Raw genomic sequence first — 18,018 nt, 5'->3', positions numbered from 1 at the left:
GTATAAACAATGACTCATACAGACAACCTCACTGAACTACACCACAAATCACAGCTAATCGAATACTTCGAAGAAGGCAACAAACCCCCGGAAAAATGGGGCATAGGAACAGAACACGAAAAATTTCTTTACCGCAAAGACACTTTGCAGCGGCTGGGTTATGACACAACACCGGGCATTGGCCAAATATTGCAACACATGGCCGACAGCGGATGGCATCCTATAGTTGAAAAAGAAAACATCATCGGTCTGACCCAGGATGGTGCTTCCATCACTATTGAACCAGGCGGACAGTTCGAATTATCCGGGAAAAATTTCAAAAATATTCATCAAACCTACGAAGAAACAAGGAAACATTTCGAAGACTTAAGTAATATCTGCAAAGAACTTAATGTTATCACCGTGGCGCTGGGATTCGACCCGATTTGCAGCCGCGAGCAAATGCCATGGATGCCCAAGGAACGATATCGCATTATGAAAGCCTATATGCCAACGAAGGGCACACTGGGGCATGATATGATGACTCGAACAGCAACCATTCAGGTAAACCTTGATTACAGTAATGAAACCGATATGATACGGAAAATGCGCGTTGCTCAGGCACTGCAACCGGTTGTAACGGCCCTGTTTGCCAATTCCCCTTTCAGTGAAGGAAAACCCAACGGATATTTAAGCTACAGAGCCCATATCTGGGATGACACAGACCCCGACAGATGCGGCTTTCTGCCTTTTCTGTTTAAAGATAACTTCGGATTTGAAAGATGGGTTGATTATTTACTTGACATCCCGATGTATTTCATTGTCCGAAACGGGAAGTATATTGACAGCCACAACATTACTTTCCGTTCGTTCCTCAACGGGAAACATGAACTAAAACCTACACTGGAGGACTGGGACATCCACGTCTCGACAGTTTTTCCCGATGTCAGACTGAAAAGATTCATTGAAATGCGGGGGGCCGATGCTGGTTGCGTTTCACATATTGCTGCATTATCGGCATTTTGGGTAGGATTACTGTACAATCAGGATGCGCTTGACGAAGCCTGTTCAATCATTGACAAATGGGATTTATCAGACCTGCAAGCGTTGCGTGCCGGTATTCCAAAACATGCCCTGCATGCGACTTCAGGCCGGCTTAACGCGAAAGAAATAGCCCGGCAAATGTTAAAAATATCGGCTAAAGGACTTTCAGAACGTTCCAAACAATTAGGAATTGAAGACGAAGGACAATACCTTTGGCCCATCGTTGAAATAGCAGAATCAGGAATAACGCAGGCCGAAAAACATCTGCACAAATACCATACGGAATGGCAGGGAGATATCACAAAACTGATACAATGCTGGCCACAGACGGATCCGATGCAATGAGAGTAGAACACAGGCAGAAGGCTGAAGATTTACAGGCAGAAGTAATAAATTTTGTAGAAAGAATTTTTCAGTTTGTTCCGAAAATTGGCCTGATAAACAAACATCTAACTCTATCTACCAAATAGTTGATATAAAGATTTTTGAACTATGAGTCAGACAAAATTAACTCAGTGAATAGTAATTTTTGTTAAAAGAAAAGCATGCTTTCGAAACTCAGGTTTTTATTACGATACACGCACAGGTACAGATGGTGGTACACCGGGGGATTCATCTTCCTGGGGCTTACCATCTGGACGTCTGTAACCATCCCCGGATATATTCAAAAAAGTATTGATGCCATTTCGCAAGGAGTTCCTGAAACCCGAAATGAATTTTACAATTTCATCCTTATCATTCTCGGACTTGCCATAGTTCTTATCATAGTTCGCACGTTTTCCCGCATTCTGATATTCATCCCGGCCCGTTTGATTGAGAAACAACTTAAAGGGGAAATGTTCAGAAAATTATCGACATTTGGTAAAGATTATTATGACCATAACAGTTCGGGCTCCATTATTTCCAGAATCAATAACGACATAAACGGCGTCAGGATGATCACCGGTTTCGGCATTCTACAAACCGGAAATATTCTCTTTTCACTGTCTGTTACACCCTATAAAATGTGGAACCTTTCTCCCACCCTTACCTTATACTGCATCATCCCCATGGTGGTCATTTTCATCATTGTCAGGGTCGGACTGGTGATTATGGTTAAAAACACGCACAGACGGATGGATGCATTGCAAAGATTGTCCGGAAAAACCATTTCATTCTTATCGGGCAACAGTGTAATAAAAAGTTACAATATACATGCATGGGCCGAAAACGAAATTGACAAAGAGAATGTAAATCTTTTCGATTACACAATGAAAATCACCTGGATACGCTCCTTCATCATCCCATTACTGGGCAACCTGGAACAGGTGCTGAAAATAGTCATTCTGTTTGCCGGTGGATTATATGTCATTGAGGGAGACTTTACCATAGGCCAGCTCACAGAATACATAGCTTATTCGGCCCTTCTGACGCAACCTGTAATGGGACTGGGGTGGGTGCTGACTATTTTTCAGCAGGGATTTGTCGGTATTTCGAGCCTGCAAACAATCATGGGCCGAAAAGGTATTGATGATGACAAAAAATCATTGCCCCCTGAAAAACAGAAGAAGCTTTTCGACAAGGGAATTTCCCTGAAAAATCTTACATATACCTATCATAACGGCAATCAACCAGTCCTGAAAAATATCTCATTTTCGATTAAACCCGGGCAGATTATAGGTATCACCGGGAAAGTAGGTTCGGGAAAAACCACGCTTATCAATATTTTGAATGGTTATTTACGTCCTTCACCAGGACAGGTATTTTTTGGGGATAAAGATGCTGCGGAACTGACCGGTAACGATATTCGAACGGTTGTTAAAACTGTTTCCCAGGAGGTTTTTCTGTTCTCCGATACCATTGAGAACAACATTCGGTTTGGCGCGCAAAAAGCCGGCGAAATAAGTACAATAGACGATGTTATTTACAAAAGTGCATTTTCAGAAGAGGTGGCACGATTTCCAAAACAGACACAGACTCTTGTCGGGGAAAAAGGAATTATGCTCTCGGGCGGCCAAAAACAACGTATCAGCCTGGCACGTGCGCTTTATACCCCCTGCAAACTGTTGATACTGGACGATGTTTTCTCGGCTGTTGACACTGATACAGAGCGTTTTCTGATAAAGCAATTATTTGAAAACCATCCGGCCAAAAGCATGATCATTGTTTCAAACCGGACCAGTATCCTGGAGAAAACGGATTTTACCGTAGTATTGGATAACGGCTCGATTGAAGCCATAGGTACGCATGAAGAATTATTGAGAAAGTCTGAATTCTACAGGGATACATGGGAACTTCAGAAGTAAACCGCCTGAAAACAGAAGGTGGCGGTTAGAGGCTGAAAGTTAGAGGTAAAAGACTGGAGATTGGAGGTTGAAGGTTAGAGGTTAAAGTAAAACGTTTTTGTTAAGAAATATCCGGAACATATATATGCCCAAACTACTGACAAATACCGATTGGACGCTGATAAAAAGATTCGGACGCTACTTCATTCCGCACAAGAAGTGGTTCATCATAAGCTTATCGTCAATCCCTGTTACTACAACAGCAGGAATAGCCTTTTTATGGCTGGTGGAACGCATCATAGACGATTACATCGTTGCCGGTGATGTAACGGGATTAAAGTTGTATGCCCTCATTCTGGCGGGTGTATTGTTACTGAATCTTTTATTTGACGGGATTTACAGCTATTCCTTTTCAAAAGCAGGCGGCCTGGCCATTGTTGATATGCGACGCGAATTATTTGGCAAAACAATTCGTTTTCCAATGAGCTATTACGACAAGTATCCCATTGGCGTAACATTGAGTCGTCTCACCAGTGACATGGAATCCATTAGCGAATCTTTTTCCGCAGGCATATTAGGTCTTCTTTCAGAGAGTATTAAAACCGCAGCGCTGGTGGGATACCTTTTTTATCTGAACTGGCGGCTCACGCTGGTACTTCTTTTGGTGGTACCGTTAATAATCATTGTAATGCGCTATCTGAGGAGAAAAATAAGAGCTGCTTACAACGATTCAAGAACTTCACTGGCTAAGTCTATGGCTTACCTGCAAGAGTCGTTGAATGGCATGAAAACCATACAACTCTACAATGCTGAAGATGAAGCATGGGACAAATACAACCGGCACAATAAGGAATACTGTAACGCTCAAAACCGCTCCAATGTTTACGATTCGGCTCTTTATTCAATTGTCGATGGCATAACATCAATAGCCACGGCACTTGTTTTATGGTATGGCGCCATACAAATATGGGATTACGGTTACACCATAGGAGTATTAATTGTTTTTGTAACTACCCTGGGCCGTTTATTCATACCGGTACGGCAGTTTGCACAACAAATCTCCACCATTCAAAGAGCTCTATCAGCGCTGGAACATATCAGTCATCTTTTCGGACAGAATACAGAAGAAGAAGAGGAACATATCGAAAACATCCCGGCCAAAGCGCACTTCCCGCTCAGAGACATAGAATTCAACAACGTCTCGTTTCGCTATACACCCGATGGTCAGGATGTCCTGAAAAATGTCTCGTTCCGCTTAAAAAAAGGAGACAGGATAGCTCTGGTAGGCACCACGGGTTCGGGAAAATCGACTATCATCCGGTTGTTGACCAAAACTTACACGGGTTATCGTGGTTCTATAAAAATAAACGGTCAGGAGCTTCGTGATATCCCGTTATCGACCATACGGGAAATGATGTCTCTCATGCAGCAGGACATATACATGTTTAACGATACCATCCGGTTCAATATTTCACTCGGAAGGAAAGGCATTTCCGACAAAGATGTTGAAAAAGCTGCCAATTTTGTTTATGCCGACCGATTCATTGAACAATTACCCGGTAAATACGATTACGTGGTTCAGGACAACGGCGACAACCTCTCAAAAGGTCAGGCCCAGCTAATCTCTTTTGCCAGAGCCATCAGCGGAAACAGCGAGCTCATTATTCTCGACGAAGCAACCAGCGCTGTTGATTCGCTCACGGAACAATACATACAGAAAGCCATAGAAAATATTTTCTCGGCACGTACCGTTATCGCGGTGGCACACCGCTTGAGCACCATCAAACATTCCGATCTTATTCTTGTGCTCGAAAACGGGGAAATTATAGAACGCGGAGATCATGACGAACTGGTAAGACAGGAAGGGAAATATGCACACCTTGTCAAAGCATGGGAAGAAAAAACAGAAGAGAAAAACCAATGAGCCTGTACCGATAGATAGCAGAAACACTCAGGTAATACCTGCCACGAAGAGATACTGGAAGAGGAATTCATTAAGATTGATCCGTATAAAATTTAATTATTAAGCTCGGATGGAACTCGCATGCAAGAATTTATATTTGTCTTTATTGAGGTAAAGCCCGTCATTTTCATCCGTATAAAATTAGTCTAAGTTATTGGTCTGATGGAACTCGCATGATTGAGTTTTATACATGTTCTTATGTGACAAACTTAGCCATGCTCGTTTCGTTTCATCTTAAATCTTATATCTAAAAATCTAATAATCTATTAAGGCAAATCTTGCCATGCTCGTTTCAAAAAAACATTAATTTTTATCATACATACCCCTCAAATGACTTCATTCCAACTACTTAGCTCTATGTTTTCAGATTTAAAAAAGACAATTTCAACGAAATTTTTTTTTATGGATAAATCCACTATATTGTAATCCGAAAACAAAAATAGAATTTGCAATGGCAGACAATACAGAAAAAATTGAGCTTGAGTACCTACTCAACACCTCGCCGGCGATCCTTTTCAACAGGCTGGCGACGCCCAGTGGCCTTTCAGAGTGGTTTGCCGATAATGTAAATGTTAAAGGAAATATTTACACATTTATCTGGGAAGGGAGTGAACAACAAGCCGAACAAACCCAACGCAAAGAAAACAAAATGGTTCGCTACCAGTGGCTCGATGAAGGAATGGAGGATGTTTGGTTTCAGTTCGAGATTAATGTTGACGAACTGACTGGTGATGTAGCCCTTTTCATTACGGATCATGTCGATCCAGACGAAAAAGAAGACACTATTGAATTGTGGGATCAGCAAATTGAAGTACTAAAACACGGGCTGGGTTCTTCCTGATTTTTTTGAAGATTTATCAACAACGTTTAACTAACTTTGCATTCGAAATGTGGTACATATTTTGAATGCTTTTTTTATGCCTTTTTGAAACTGATTTAATCATAAGGTTAAGTAAGGCAATAACAACCTGTTTTTAATGAAGAAAATCCATATATTCATATTAAAAAGTTACGTGGGGCCGTTGCTGATGACCTTTTTCATCTCCATGTTCATCCTTGTCATGCAATTTTTGTGGCGTTATGTCGATGATTTGGTAGGAAAAGGCCTTGAATGGAACGTTCTTTCAGAATTACTGTTTTACGCATCACTTCAGGTTATACCGATGGCCCTTCCTTTAGCCATATTACTTGCCAGCTTGATGACTTTCGGGAATCTTGGGGAAAACTATGAACTTACCGCCCTGAAATCGGCCGGAATTTCACTGCCCCGGATAATGATGCCTCTGATTATCTTAACGATTCTGACATCAATCGGAGCTTACAAATTTTCAAACAATGTGCTGCCTGTTGCCAATCTCAAGCTGGTATCTATATTGCATGGCATTAAGGAAACCCGCCTGGAACTCGATATCAAAGAAAACGTTTTTTATCAGGGTGTCGATGATTTCAGCATAAAGGTGAAAGAAAAAGACCCGGATAAAAATATGCTTTACGATGTCATGATTTATGACCATCGCGACCGTTACGCGCGAAACAGCAATGTAACCCTTGCAGACTCCGGAAAGCTGATGATGTCCGCAGACAAAAAGTTCCTGCAGCTCACGCTGTATAACGGTATTCGGTACGACGAAAAAATCGGAATCGAAAGTCAGCGCAGAGACAATGAAGAACACATGTTCCGTACCGATCATTTCAAAGTGCAAACAGCCATTATTCCTTTAAAAGGATTTGATTTTTCGAAGACAGATGAAAACCTGTTTAAGCATAGCGACCGGATGAAAAATCTCGACCAGCTTCAACACGATCTGGACTCACTTAACAGAGAAAAAACAAAATTTGTAGACAATCTGAGAGACCGTTCAAAATCTTTCTTCTTTTCCAAAATCGATTACAACAAAAGAAGAAACAGCAATGTCCCGAAAAATCAACAAACTATTTATCAGATAGATTCGAGTAAAATTGTAAATACAGACAGTATATTCAATGCCATGTCCAACACACAAAAACAAATGGTTTTGGATATGGCTATGCGGCAGGCCCGCAACACCAAGCAAACCATTGATGAGCGTCTGAAATTTATAGAACAAAAGGACGGTGTTATCCGGCGTCATAAAATGGAGATGCACCGCAAATTCACGCTGCCGTTTGCCTGCCTTATTTTCTTTTTCATTGGTGCCCCACTGGGTGCCATCATCCGGAAAGGCGGTCTGGGTATGCCGGTGGTTATCTCCGTGATTTTTTTCGTGGCATATTACATTATCGACACCATAGGGGCAAAAATGGCTCGAGAAGGTGTATGGCTCGTATTCCAGGGAATGTGGTTATCATCGGCCATTTTACTACCGCTGGGAATATTCCTCACTTACAAATCGGCCACCGATTCGGCTGTTATGAACGCCGATGCCTATACTATTTTCATAGATAAATTACTTTCTAAATTCAAAAAAAAGAAAAAATAACGGCTAAATATTACAGAACATCAGTCATTGTAACTGAATATTATTTGTGTAATTTTGTAATCTTAAAATGACAATCATATAAAATCATGGGTAGTAACTCCGATTTTCAATTAAATACAATAGATGAAGCCATTGAAGCCTTTCGCAAAGGAGAACTTGTTATAGTTGTTGATGATGAAGATCGCGAAAATGAAGGCGATTTTATTACTTCAGCAGAATTGATTACTCCCGAGAAAGTCAATTTTATGACCAAATACGGCCGGGGACTTATCTGTGCTCCCCTGGTTGAAGAACGTTGCGATGAGTTGGAACTGGACCTGATGGTAGGCAAAAATACCTCCCTGCATGCCACGCCTTTTACGGTATCGGTTGATTTACTGGGGCACGGTTGCACAACCGGAATTTCTGCATCCGACCGGGCCAAGACCATAAAAGCCCTGAGCGATCCGGCCACAAAACCCGAAGATTTAGGACGGCCGGGGCACATATTTCCACTAAAAGCCAAACAAAAGGGCGTTTTACGTCGTGCAGGGCATACCGAAGCCACTGTTGATCTGGCAAGACTGGCAGGACAACAGCCGGCCGGCGTTCTTGTCGAAATCATGAACGACGATGGCTCTATGGCACGTCTGCCACAATTAGTGGAAATTGCCCGGAAATTTAATCTTAAAATCATCTCAATAAAAGACCTTATTGCCTATCGTTTGCAAAAAGAAAGCCTGATCATTAGAGGTGTACAGGTACATTTACCAACAGTCTACGGTGATTTTCAGTTTATCCCGTTCAAACAGAAATCGAATGGTCTTGAGCACATGGCTCTTATCAAAGGAACCTGGGAAAAAGACGAACCCATACTGGTCAGAGTACATTCATCCTGTGCCACAGGTGATATTTTCGGTTCTTTGCGCTGCGAGTGTGGCGAACAACTGCACAAGGCAATGGAAACCATTGAAAAAGAAGGAAAAGGAGCAATTGTCTATATGAACCAGGAAGGACGCGGCATTGGTCTGATGAACAAAATCAAAGCTTACAAACTTCAGGAAGAAGGACGTGACACCGTTGATGCCAATATTGATCTCGGTTTCGAAGCCGATGAGCGCGATTACGGCGTGGGCGCCCAAATATTACGAGAACTTGGCGTTACAAAAATGCGATTGATGACCAATAATCCCGTTAAACGCATCGGTCTGGAAGGTTACGGTCTTAAAATCGTTGAAAATGTGCCTATCGAAGTAAAACCAAATCCTTACAACGCCTTCTATATGCATACCAAGAAAAAACGAATGGGGCATAACCTGAAATTCTTTAAATACATCGATACTCCGGCAAATTTTAAGAAAGAAAACTAATTTCTTCAAAACAAAACCGCTATGCAAGACCTGAAGATCGTTTTCATGGGTACCCCGGAATTTGCTGTAGAAAGTTTAAAAGCCCTTATTGAAGCGGGAGCCAATATAGTTGGTGTTGTGACATCGCCAGATAAACCAGCCGGAAGAGGCAGAAAACTCACCCCCTCTCCGGTAAAAAAATACGCTGCCGAAAAAGGCCTTAAAATCCTGCAACCGGAAAAACTGAAAAATACTGACTTTCTCAGACAGCTGGAATCGCTGCAGGCAGATCTTCAGGTAGTGGTGGCATTCAGAATGTTACCCGAAGTTGTCTGGAATATGCCTTCCCGGGGCACCTTTAATCTTCATGCCTCTCTCCTTCCTGAGTACCGTGGAGCGGCTCCAATCAACTGGGCCATTATTAATGGTGAAGAAAAAACCGGAGTAACAACCTTCTTTCTTAAACATGAAATTGATACCGGAGACATCATTTTTCAGGAAGAAGTTCCCATCCTTCCCGATGATAATGCCGGAAGCCTTCATGACAAGCTAATGGTAACAGGTGCAAAACTGGTTGTTAAAACGGTTAATGCCATTGCAAATCAAAACATCTCACCAAAACCTCAACCACACAAACAAGGTAAACCGGCTCCAAAAATCTATAAAGAAGACTGCAAAATTGACTGGTACAGAGATTGCGAGACAGTTCACAATAAAATCAGAGGACTAAGTCCTTATCCCGCAGCATGGACAGAACTTTCTGCTCCTGATGAAGAAGAAGAAAACAAAACGCTGAAAATCTTCAAAACTGAAAAGTCAGGCTCTTCCGGATTAAATCCAGGTGACATATATTGTGACGGAAAAAAAATAATTCTTGCCGGCACCCGTGATGGTGATTTAAAAATAAAAGAGCTCCAATTGGCCGGAAAAAGAAGGATGAGTACAGAAGAATTTCTGAAAGGGCATAATATACCTGATGGCGCTTTCTTTATTTCTTAACCAGTGTCTTTCCATAAAGAGCCATTTACTGTGTTACGCTTGCCGCCAAAATACTCATTTACGATAAGTAAACTCCGTCTTTGGCGGCATTACAAGCCTTATAAATAACACTTTCTGAACAGACACATGATTGATACAACTTTTCCCGACTTTACAGACGGGCACTATTTATCAATTCTTTTTCGCAAACTAATACGTTCGCCCGGCCGGGGTTTTTCGCCTTCATCCATACTATTGTACCAGTAAAGTTTTTTAAGTTTCACCCCGTATATCTGGGATATTTCAAACATGGTCTGACCTTCTTTTACCACATGAAAAGGGTGGTCGGGATGGGCTTTATTTCTTTTCGGCTCAATATAGAGATAGTTATAATCGGTTGCCCTTCTGCCGGATTCATTCAGATCGTTATATTTAGGAAGCTCCCAGTCTCTGAGATCAAACTCCTCTGCAATGGATGAAAACGTATCTCCAGGTTTTACATTTATATATCTTACCCCGTTATTGAATCGTACTTCATGCTCAACGTAAGGATTAATGACGTGCCCGTCGGAACTACTCCTCCTGCTTTGCAGTTGTCTCCACGTTGTTTCGTCCGCCCCTTCTTCATCAAATTTATAAAGCTCGTACCGTTCAATAATGTCGATAAGCCGTTTGGCATAATTGGGATCGGTAGCATATCCTGCTTCTTTTAAGCCATGCGCCCAACCTTTGTAATCCGTAATGTCCAGTTCAAAAAGCGATGCATATCTTGATCTGGAAGACAAAAACCTGGCATGATCCGCAAAAGAATCGTATACTGTATTGTATTTCCTGAAACACTCATTTCGCCGGTCATCATGTTGATACACTTTTTCGCCGGTCCAATCGTGACATTTAATCCCGAAATGATTATTGGCTTCCACAGCCAACCGGCTGTTTCCGTTCCTTGATTCGAGCATGCCCTGGGCCAGGGTAATACTGGCAGGAACTCCACTCCTTTTCATGTTCATCACCGCCCATTCGTGGTATTTCTCAACATATTGCTGTGGTGTAATATCTGACGACACCTGCCCGTTAGCCAAAAAGACAAAACTGATAGAGAAAGCAATTGATAAATATATTTTTCCTGACATCATTTATACAGATGTTAGATTTTTAGATATAAGATTTAAGTAGTACCTCTTCATAAAGTGCCATTACTGTGTTACGCTTGTCCGAAAATTACTCATTTAGATAAGTAACCGCCGTATTTTCGGACTTCGCAAGCCTTGTAAATGACACCATCTGAACAGATACATAATGTGATACAACGTTCCCCGACTTTACAAGCGGGCAAAGTTGAAACGGACATGACAAAATTTTTCCATGTTCATTTCTACAGCAAATATAAAAAACTGATTAACAAAAACAGGGCCAGTCATATATTTTGTGAACGAGTCTTCTCCAAAAAAGCTATTTTGTCAACGTTGAGACACAAAAAATTTTTAATCCGAAGGTAACTCCATTGTTAATGAGAACACAAAAACTTCATTGAGTGCAGTCTAAAAAGCCTTTTGACCCCTAAATCCCCTAAAGGGGACTTTTTCAAACTGCTGATTTTTAGCAGTTCCCCTTTAGGGGTCAGGGGTAAAATAAAAATGGTAAAAATCAGCAGTTTGAAGGCTTTTTATACTGCACTCTTCATTCAATAATGAATTTTACCAAAAAGTCTTACATACGCCAAATATTAGTTTGTGATGCTATGAGTTTTGCCTGGTTTAATTGCACGCTGAGAACGCAAAATTAAAAGGGCATAAGAATCGCAGAGAAAAATTTTGCGTGCTAATATTTTGCGGCTTTTGCGTGGAAAAATGAAAACTGCTATTTTTAGGATTTTTGCAGAAACTAATAGTAAATTGCAACTATGACGAAACAAGAGGAAAAATCTTTCAATTTCCTGTATAAGGAATACCAATCCGTTGACGAACTTGAAAAGGATGAACAAGAATTGGTTCGCCTTGCCGGAGAAGCATCGGTCAATGCTTACAGTCCTTACTCAAAATTCAATGTGGGAGCAGCAGTTCTGCTGGAAAACGGTGAAATTTTCACCGGTAATAACCAGGAAAATGCCGCCTATCCTTCGGGACTTTGTGCCGAACGAGTAGCTCTGTTCTATGCTTCTTCACAGTTTCCCGACATTCCTGTAAAAAAGCTTGCTGTTGCAGCATCGAAAAATAAAAGAATGATTGAAGCTCCGGTGCCTCCTTGTGGCAGTTGCCGGCAAGTATTTATTGAATGGGAAAAGCGTTTTAACAAACCTTTTAGTGTTATTATGGCCGGAAGCAAAAAAATAATCAGGGTTGAGAAAGCCATGTGGCTCTTACCGTTCAACTTTCAATCCGATTATCTTTAACCGCGTGGATCAATAAACACTATTCTTCCATTTCCTTTAATACCTTTTCCACTTCTTCTTCAGTGTTTTTCAATTTATTGCGACAAAACCGAACCAGTTCCGAAACGCGTTTTACTTTCTCAGAAAGTTCGTCCACATCCAGTTCTTCATTCTCCATGCGTTGCAGTATTTCTTCAATTTCTGCAACAGCCTCGCTGTAAGTAGGATTTTTCTTTGTTGCCATGCTATATATAAGATTATTAAGTCATTAGAGTATTAGACATTAATTTCTGTTTTTGTATTTTTTAATTGATTCAACGGTACCGGTAACTTCTCCGTCAATAAAGCGGGTGGTAGTCTGCTCTCCTTTATTAATCATAGAAATATCTTTAACCAGTTTCCCGTCAACGTAAGTGAGAGAATATCCCCTTTTCAAAAGGTGCTGCGGGTCATTGAAGTGCACCGATTGTTCCAGAAAATCAAGCTTTTGGCGCGAAGCGTGCAAAAACCTGGAAGGGAATACCCTCAGGTTGGTTTTATACTGTATGAGCAGCTGACGATTCCCGTTAAAAATACTACTGGTGGCGTTTTTTGTTCTTTCCCCGAAACGTTGTATCACATATTTTTCCTTCCCCATACGATGGGAAACAGAAACGGGCAATCGACCCATCATCCGGTCAAGCCTGCTTTTTCGTTTTTGCAAATCCATTTTAACCAGCGGCACGTAAGCATTAGCAAAATTTGCCGTTCTCTGCTTTTCCTTTTCAATTATATCACGGACCATGTCGGCCAGCATAAAAGCCTTTTCGTCGATCATCTGCAAAAAAGTTGCAGCACGCTCAATTAAAAAAGCCGCGACAGCCGTTGGCGTTTTCAACATGGTATTGGCTACCAGGTCGGCCACCGACTCGTCACGTTCATGGCCTATGCCGGTAATTACCGGAAGCGGGAACTGTGCAATGTGATACGCCACCCAATAACTGTCAAAGCACAGCAAATCAATGGTAGCACCACCTCCTCTAATCAGAACCACTGCATCGAAAAATCCTGCATATTCGAACACCCTTTCAAAGGCACCGGCAATAGAAGTTTCAGCCTTTTCGCCCTGCATAATAGCCGGAAAAAGGTGATAATAAAACTTTATCCCGTAAGGGTTATTCTCCAATTGATTAACAAAATCACCATATCCGGCAGCTGTCGGGGAAGAGATAATAGCAATTTTTTGGACCACGGCAGGCAGTTCCAGCTCCTTATTCATATCAATGACCCCCTCTTCTTCAAGGCGCATCAACACCTCTCTGCGTTTGCGCGCCAAATCACCCATCGTGTATGAGGGGTCGATATCGGAAATTATCAAACTAAGCCCGAAAACTTCCTGGAACTGAACCGTCACCTTAACCAGTATCTTAAGTCCGGTGGTTAATGGCTGGCCGGTAGTGGATTCAAAGTAAGCTTTCAGCATTCTGAAGTTTTGCGCCCAGATGATTGCTCTTGAGCGGGCTACAAGATGGTCTCCGGCTTCATCTTTCTCCACAAGGTCGAGATAACAATGACCGTTACGGTTGACCCGAAGTTCTCCAATCTCGGCTTTTACCCATATAGAAGACAACATGGCATCATCGATAATGCCTTTTATCTTTTGGTTTAACTGAAGTAATGTAATAGCCTGCTGTCCCATACAAGGTCGTTAGAATCCACGAATCAGTTCCGAAGGATTATTCATATAATCTTCCGGGTCTTCAAGTTCCTTCCGGTTTTGTTCATACAAATTATATTCCTGACGCTGTAAACTGTCAAGTTTGGCTTTATTTAAAGGTTCTCCGTCCCTATACTTCAATGAAAATTTTTCTCTTCCCAAGGCATCGTAAAAAATCCAGAGACTGTCTTGCTTTCCTTCTTTATAAAACCCGGTTATTTCTTCCTTTCCATTGGGGAAATACACGGTGTAAGCACCATGAAAATTGTCATCCTTATAATTGATGAACACCCGGGGTGATCCATCGGGATAATACCTCTTTTCCAAACCCTGCTTTTTACCACCCCAGTAATAGGCCTCGGCGGCAATGGTGCCATCTTTGAAAAAAATGGTGGATTCACCCTGTTTTACATCATTCTCAAACCTTTCTCTGGCCTTCAGATGTCCATCTTCGTCGAAAAACTCCCATACACTGTCTTTCTTCATATTGATATAAAAACCCTTAGCCAGTAATTTTCCATCTTCCGAAAAGAATCTGGCCTTTGCGGTATTAGTACTATCCTCAAAAACAATTTCGACAAATTTTTCACCGTTTCTGTAATACCTGACAAGGGTATCTATCGGCTGTCCGTCCTTAAATCTGGCTTTATATGCCGGAATTCCATTGGGATGGTATCTCATCCAGTAGCCCTGCCTTCTGCCTTTCTCATCGCGCAGATTCTTATAAATGGTATCGCGGTCATTCTTTATTTGAGAAGGTTTCTCAGGTTTTTCGAAAAGCCCTGTTTGTGCATAAAGAGAAACAGCTATAAGAATGAAGGAAAACAAAATCAATAGTTTCAGTCTCATCGGAATTTTATATTTTCTGTTCCTTAAAAACAGCCGGAAACAGGATGGCATTCCACTCCCGGCAATATACAACTAAAAGCGACTTTTTAAAACAGTCTCTCAGGTACAAAAGTATTCATTTCGGTCTGAAAATTTAAACATTCTTTTGAGATTCCCTCTTTAACGACAACAAAGGTGGCAAACCAAAAAAGGGCTGCCCGCCGGGCAACCCTTCACAAAAACAGTTCTCAAAACTGAGTATATATTTATTTCACTTCCTCAAAGTCGACATCGGTCACTTCGTCATCGTCGCCACCTTTTTTACCGGACTGCCCGCCTTGTTGCTGCTGACCTCCGGCCTGCTGGCCACCCTGGGCCTGCTGACTGGCATTGTACATTTCCTGCGATGCAGCCTGGAAAACAGAATTGAGTTCTTCAGTCGCTTTGTCAATAGCGTCTATATCCTGATTCTTGTGTGCTTCTTTCAGTTTAGCCAAAGCATCTTCGATCGGTTTTTTCTTCTCTGCCGGAATCTTATCCCCAAACTCTTTCATCTGCTTTTCTGTCTGGAAGATAAGACTATCAGCCGCATTGAGTTTATCAATCTTTTCTTTGGCCTTTCTGTCTGTTTCAGCATTGGCCTCTGCTTCTTCCTTCATGCGCTTGATTTCATCTTCAGATAATCCGGAAGAGGCTTCGATACGGATACTTTGCTCTTTTCCTGTTGCCTTGTCTTTGGCTGTAACATGCAAGATACCGTTGGCATCAATATCGAATGTTACTTCAATTTGCGGAACTCCCCGCGGTGCCGGTGGAATTCCATCCAGGTGGAACCGGCCGATGGTCTTATTATCTTTAGCCATTGGTCGTTCACCCTGCAATACGTGAATTTCGACCGATGGTTGATTATCAGCAGCAGTGGTAAAAGTTTCCGACTTCTTGGTAGGGATGGTCGTGTTGGCTTCGATCAACTTTGTCATTACGCCGCCCATGGTCTCGATACCAAGAGAAAGCGGGGTAACGTCGAGCAGCAATACATCCTTCACTTCGCCTGTAAGCACACCACCCTGAATGGCTGCACCAATAGCAACAACCTCATCGGGGTTCACACCTTTGGAAGCCTTTCTGCCAAAGAAATCTTCCACTACCTTTTGAACAGCTGGTATACGAGTAGAACCCCCTACCAGAATTACCTCATCAATATCGGAGGCACTCAATCCGGCATCTTTAAGGGCCAGTTTACAGGGTTCGATCGTTTTTTGAACCAGATCGTACGTCAGCTGATCAAATTTGGAACGCGTCAGTGTTTTAACAAGGTGTTTGGGCACACCGTCAACCGGCATAATATATGGCAGGTTGATTTCCGTGCTGCCCGAACTGGAAAGTTCAATCTTGGCCTTTTCAGCAGCATCTTTCAGACGCTGAAGCGCCATCGGGTCTTTTTTCAGGTCGACCCCTTCATCTTTTTTAAACTCATCAGCGAGCCAGTTCATTATAATTTCGTCGAAATCATCTCCTCCAAGGTGAGTGTCACCATTGGTAGATTTAACTTCGAACACGCCGTCACCCAGTTCAAGAATACTTATATCGAAAGTACCACCACCAAGGTCATAAACGGCCACTTTCATATCCTTACCTTTCTTGTCGAGGCCATAGGCCAGCGATGCGGCGGTAGGCTCGTTTATGATGCGGCGAACTTTCAACCCGGCAATTTCTCCGGCCTCTTTGGTAGCCTGACGCTGAGAGTCGTTAAAGTATGCAGGAACCGTAATAACCGCCTCTGTTACCTCCTGTCCGAGATAATCTTCCGCTGTTTTCTTCATCTTCTGAAGAATCATGGCTGATATCTCCTGTGGCGAGTACTGGCGGTCATCGATCTGCACACGCGGTGTATTATTCTCACCTTTAACAACCTTATAAGCCACCCTTTTTATTTCATTGGGGATTTCATCGTAGGTAACCCCCATGAAACGTTTGATAGAATATATCGTTTTTTCAGGATTGGTGATGGCCTGTCGTTTAGCCGGATCACCCACCTTGCGCTCGCCATTTTCTACAAATGCAACAATTGATGGTGTGGTACGCTTACCTTCGCTGTTGGGAATAACAACAGCTTCGTTACCCTCCATCACTGCAACACATGAATTGGTCGTTCCTAAGTCAATTCCAATTATTTTTCCCATTGTGTTATGTATTTTTCGTTCTCAATAAATTTCAACATTCAATATTTTTCTTTTCTATTCACTCAAACGATATGCCATTGTGGTTTAACCTCAAAAAAATGCAATAATGACACCGGCCGATAAAAAATACCCGGACTGTGTCAGAATCAGGGTGACAAATCGGCAGAAAACGATATTATGGGAAATTGAAGGTTGGTGCAGAAAAAAACCGGTTTTATCCTCCCATTTCTGCCCATCGGGCGGAACGTAGAGACGCACGGCTGTGCGTCTCTACTGAAACAGGCATGGCAACCATTTCAACGGTCAGAAAACTACAGGCCCCGCTGCCTCACCCATTCAAACAAACACACACTTGCTGCATGAGAAACATTCATAGATTTCACTGCCCCGTGCATGGGAATATGCACATTTTGCTGATCAGAAAATCTCACCCCGGATGGAATCCCGGAACGCTCACTCCCAACCATTAAAGCCATTTTTTCAGGCAACCTCACGGAAAACAAATTAAAAGATTCGGACGATGTTTCCAATGCCGTAAAAGTATAATCGGCAGGAACCAGTTGCTCCACTTCACGGGGTAAACAATAACGCCAGGTAATATTTTTTAACGCCTGACCTGCCACATATTTCATTTTGGCAGTTTTGAAGGCAGGTTCTTCTTCATTTTTTACAAACAAAACCAACCGGCACCCCACATTGGCAGCCAGCCGAAGCAAATGTCCGGCATTTTCGGGAGTCTGGAGATGCCAGGCAATGATTATCGGAGCCATTTCTTCAGGAAAAGGCTGATAGTGTTTGGTTGCAAAGAATTTGTCGGCCTGGTACATGAGTTCTGAGTTCTGAGTTTTGGGTTCTGGGTTTTGAGTTCTGGGTTCCGGGTTCCGGGTTCTGAGTTTTGGGTTCTGAGTTCCGGGTTCCGGGTTTC

The 18,018-nt window shown here is 42.2% G+C and carries 14 protein-coding genes; 8 read left to right on the top strand and 6 right to left on the bottom strand.

Going from position 1 to position 18,018, the window contains the following annotated elements:
- The first annotated feature begins 9 nt into the window (after positions 1-9).
- The 7 genes from ATH1_RS0110585 (at position 10) to fmt (ending at position 10,036) form a co-directional block, all read left to right on the top strand.
- Positions 10-1,368 (top strand): glutamate--cysteine ligase, encoded by a 1,359-nt coding sequence (locus tag ATH1_RS0110585; RefSeq protein ID WP_010421301.1) that lies wholly within the window; start codon positions 10-12, stop codon positions 1,366-1,368.
- Between the two features lie 200 nt (positions 1,369-1,568).
- Positions 1,569-3,308 (top strand): ABC transporter ATP-binding protein, encoded by a 1,740-nt coding sequence (locus ATH1_RS0110575; protein ID WP_010421295.1) that lies wholly within the window; start codon positions 1,569-1,571, stop codon positions 3,306-3,308.
- 124 nt (positions 3,309-3,432) lie between these two features.
- Positions 3,433-5,211, top strand: a complete 1,779-nt coding sequence (locus ATH1_RS0110570; protein WP_010421292.1) for an ABC transporter ATP-binding protein — start codon at positions 3,433-3,435, stop codon at positions 5,209-5,211.
- 490 nt (positions 5,212-5,701) lie between these two features.
- Positions 5,702-6,091, top strand: a complete 390-nt coding sequence (locus ATH1_RS0110565) for an START-like domain-containing protein (protein ID WP_010421288.1) — start codon at positions 5,702-5,704, stop codon at positions 6,089-6,091.
- A gap of 136 nt (positions 6,092-6,227) precedes the next feature.
- Positions 6,228-7,709 carry an LptF/LptG family permease gene (locus ATH1_RS0110560; RefSeq protein WP_010421285.1) on the top strand — a complete coding sequence of 494 codons (1,482 nt, stop codon included), beginning with the start codon at positions 6,228-6,230 and terminating at the stop codon, positions 7,707-7,709.
- Between the two features lie 86 nt (positions 7,710-7,795).
- Positions 7,796-9,058, top strand: coding sequence for a bifunctional 3,4-dihydroxy-2-butanone-4-phosphate synthase/GTP cyclohydrolase II (locus ATH1_RS0110555; RefSeq protein WP_010421282.1), 1,263 nt, complete (start codon positions 7,796-7,798; stop codon positions 9,056-9,058).
- Positions 9,059-9,079: 21 nt separating this feature from the next.
- A complete protein-coding gene (gene fmt, locus ATH1_RS0110550; protein WP_010421279.1) occupies positions 9,080-10,036 on the top strand; it encodes a methionyl-tRNA formyltransferase in 957 nt (318 codons plus the stop codon).
- A 164-nt stretch (positions 10,037-10,200) separates the two neighbouring features.
- Here the strand turns inward: fmt and ATH1_RS0110545 are convergent, their stop codons facing one another.
- Positions 10,201-11,151 carry a glucosaminidase domain-containing protein gene (locus tag ATH1_RS0110545; RefSeq protein WP_029164084.1) on the bottom strand — a complete coding sequence of 317 codons (951 nt, stop codon included), beginning with the start codon at positions 11,149-11,151 and terminating at the stop codon, positions 10,201-10,203.
- Positions 11,152-11,918: 767 nt separating this feature from the next.
- Here ATH1_RS0110545 and ATH1_RS0110540 point away from each other — a divergent pair.
- Positions 11,919-12,407 (top strand): cytidine deaminase, encoded by a 489-nt coding sequence (locus tag ATH1_RS0110540; protein WP_010421275.1) that lies wholly within the window; start codon positions 11,919-11,921, stop codon positions 12,405-12,407.
- Between the two features lie 19 nt (positions 12,408-12,426).
- Here ATH1_RS0110540 and xseB read toward each other — a convergent pair whose 3' ends face one another.
- The 5 genes from xseB to ATH1_RS0110510 form a co-directional block, all read right to left on the bottom strand.
- Positions 12,427-12,630, bottom strand: a complete 204-nt coding sequence (gene xseB / locus ATH1_RS0110535; protein WP_010421272.1) for an exodeoxyribonuclease VII small subunit — start codon at positions 12,628-12,630, stop codon at positions 12,427-12,429.
- A gap of 39 nt (positions 12,631-12,669) precedes the next feature.
- Positions 12,670-14,064: an exodeoxyribonuclease VII large subunit gene (xseA, locus tag ATH1_RS0110530; protein ID WP_010421269.1), complete on the bottom strand. Its 1,395-nt coding sequence runs from the start codon at positions 14,062-14,064 to the stop codon at positions 12,670-12,672.
- A gap of 9 nt (positions 14,065-14,073) precedes the next feature.
- Positions 14,074-14,931, bottom strand: a complete 858-nt coding sequence (locus ATH1_RS0110525) for a toxin-antitoxin system YwqK family antitoxin (RefSeq protein WP_139035352.1) — start codon at positions 14,929-14,931, stop codon at positions 14,074-14,076.
- 245 nt (positions 14,932-15,176) lie between these two features.
- Positions 15,177-17,093: a molecular chaperone DnaK gene (dnaK, locus tag ATH1_RS0110520; RefSeq protein WP_010421263.1), complete on the bottom strand. Its 1,917-nt coding sequence runs from the start codon at positions 17,091-17,093 to the stop codon at positions 15,177-15,179.
- Positions 17,094-17,404: 311 nt separating this feature from the next.
- Positions 17,405-18,018 (bottom strand): TrmH family RNA methyltransferase (locus ATH1_RS0110510; RefSeq protein WP_010421257.1); only part of this gene is annotated, 614 nt, incomplete at its 5' end.

The sequence above is a fragment of the Anaerophaga thermohalophila DSM 12881 genome, from assembly GCF_000191885.1.
GTDB classification, from domain to species: domain Bacteria; phylum Bacteroidota; class Bacteroidia; order Bacteroidales; family Marinilabiliaceae; genus Anaerophaga; species Anaerophaga thermohalophila.
This window is presented reverse-complemented; position numbering and strand designations above follow the sequence as displayed.

Excerpts from the sequence above, each read along its gene's own strand:
- ATH1_RS0110565 (WP_010421288.1), top strand. The coding sequence starts at position 5,702 with ATGGCAGACAATACAGAAAAAATTGAGCTTGAGTACCTACTCAACACC.
- ATH1_RS0110575 (WP_010421295.1), top strand. The coding sequence starts at position 1,569 with ATGCTTTCGAAACTCAGGTTTTTATTACGATACACGCACAGGTACAGA.
- ATH1_RS0110560 (WP_010421285.1), top strand. The coding sequence starts at position 6,228 with ATGAAGAAAATCCATATATTCATATTAAAAAGTTACGTGGGGCCGTTG.
- fmt (WP_010421279.1), top strand. The coding sequence starts at position 9,080 with ATGCAAGACCTGAAGATCGTTTTCATGGGTACCCCGGAATTTGCTGTA.
- ATH1_RS0110570 (WP_010421292.1), top strand. The coding sequence starts at position 3,433 with ATGCCCAAACTACTGACAAATACCGATTGGACGCTGATAAAAAGATTC.
- ATH1_RS0110545 (WP_029164084.1), bottom strand. The coding sequence starts at position 11,151 with ATGATGTCAGGAAAAATATATTTATCAATTGCTTTCTCTATCAGTTTT.
- ATH1_RS0110540 (WP_010421275.1), top strand. The coding sequence starts at position 11,919 with ATGACGAAACAAGAGGAAAAATCTTTCAATTTCCTGTATAAGGAATAC.
- xseB (WP_010421272.1), bottom strand. The coding sequence starts at position 12,630 with ATGGCAACAAAGAAAAATCCTACTTACAGCGAGGCTGTTGCAGAAATT.
- ATH1_RS0110555 (WP_010421282.1), top strand. The coding sequence starts at position 7,796 with ATGGGTAGTAACTCCGATTTTCAATTAAATACAATAGATGAAGCCATT.
- ATH1_RS0110525 (WP_139035352.1), bottom strand. The coding sequence starts at position 14,931 with ATGAGACTGAAACTATTGATTTTGTTTTCCTTCATTCTTATAGCTGTT.
- dnaK (WP_010421263.1), bottom strand. The coding sequence starts at position 17,093 with ATGGGAAAAATAATTGGAATTGACTTAGGAACGACCAATTCATGTGTT.
- xseA (WP_010421269.1), bottom strand. The coding sequence starts at position 14,064 with ATGGGACAGCAGGCTATTACATTACTTCAGTTAAACCAAAAGATAAAA.
- ATH1_RS0110585 (WP_010421301.1), top strand. The coding sequence starts at position 10 with ATGACTCATACAGACAACCTCACTGAACTACACCACAAATCACAGCTA.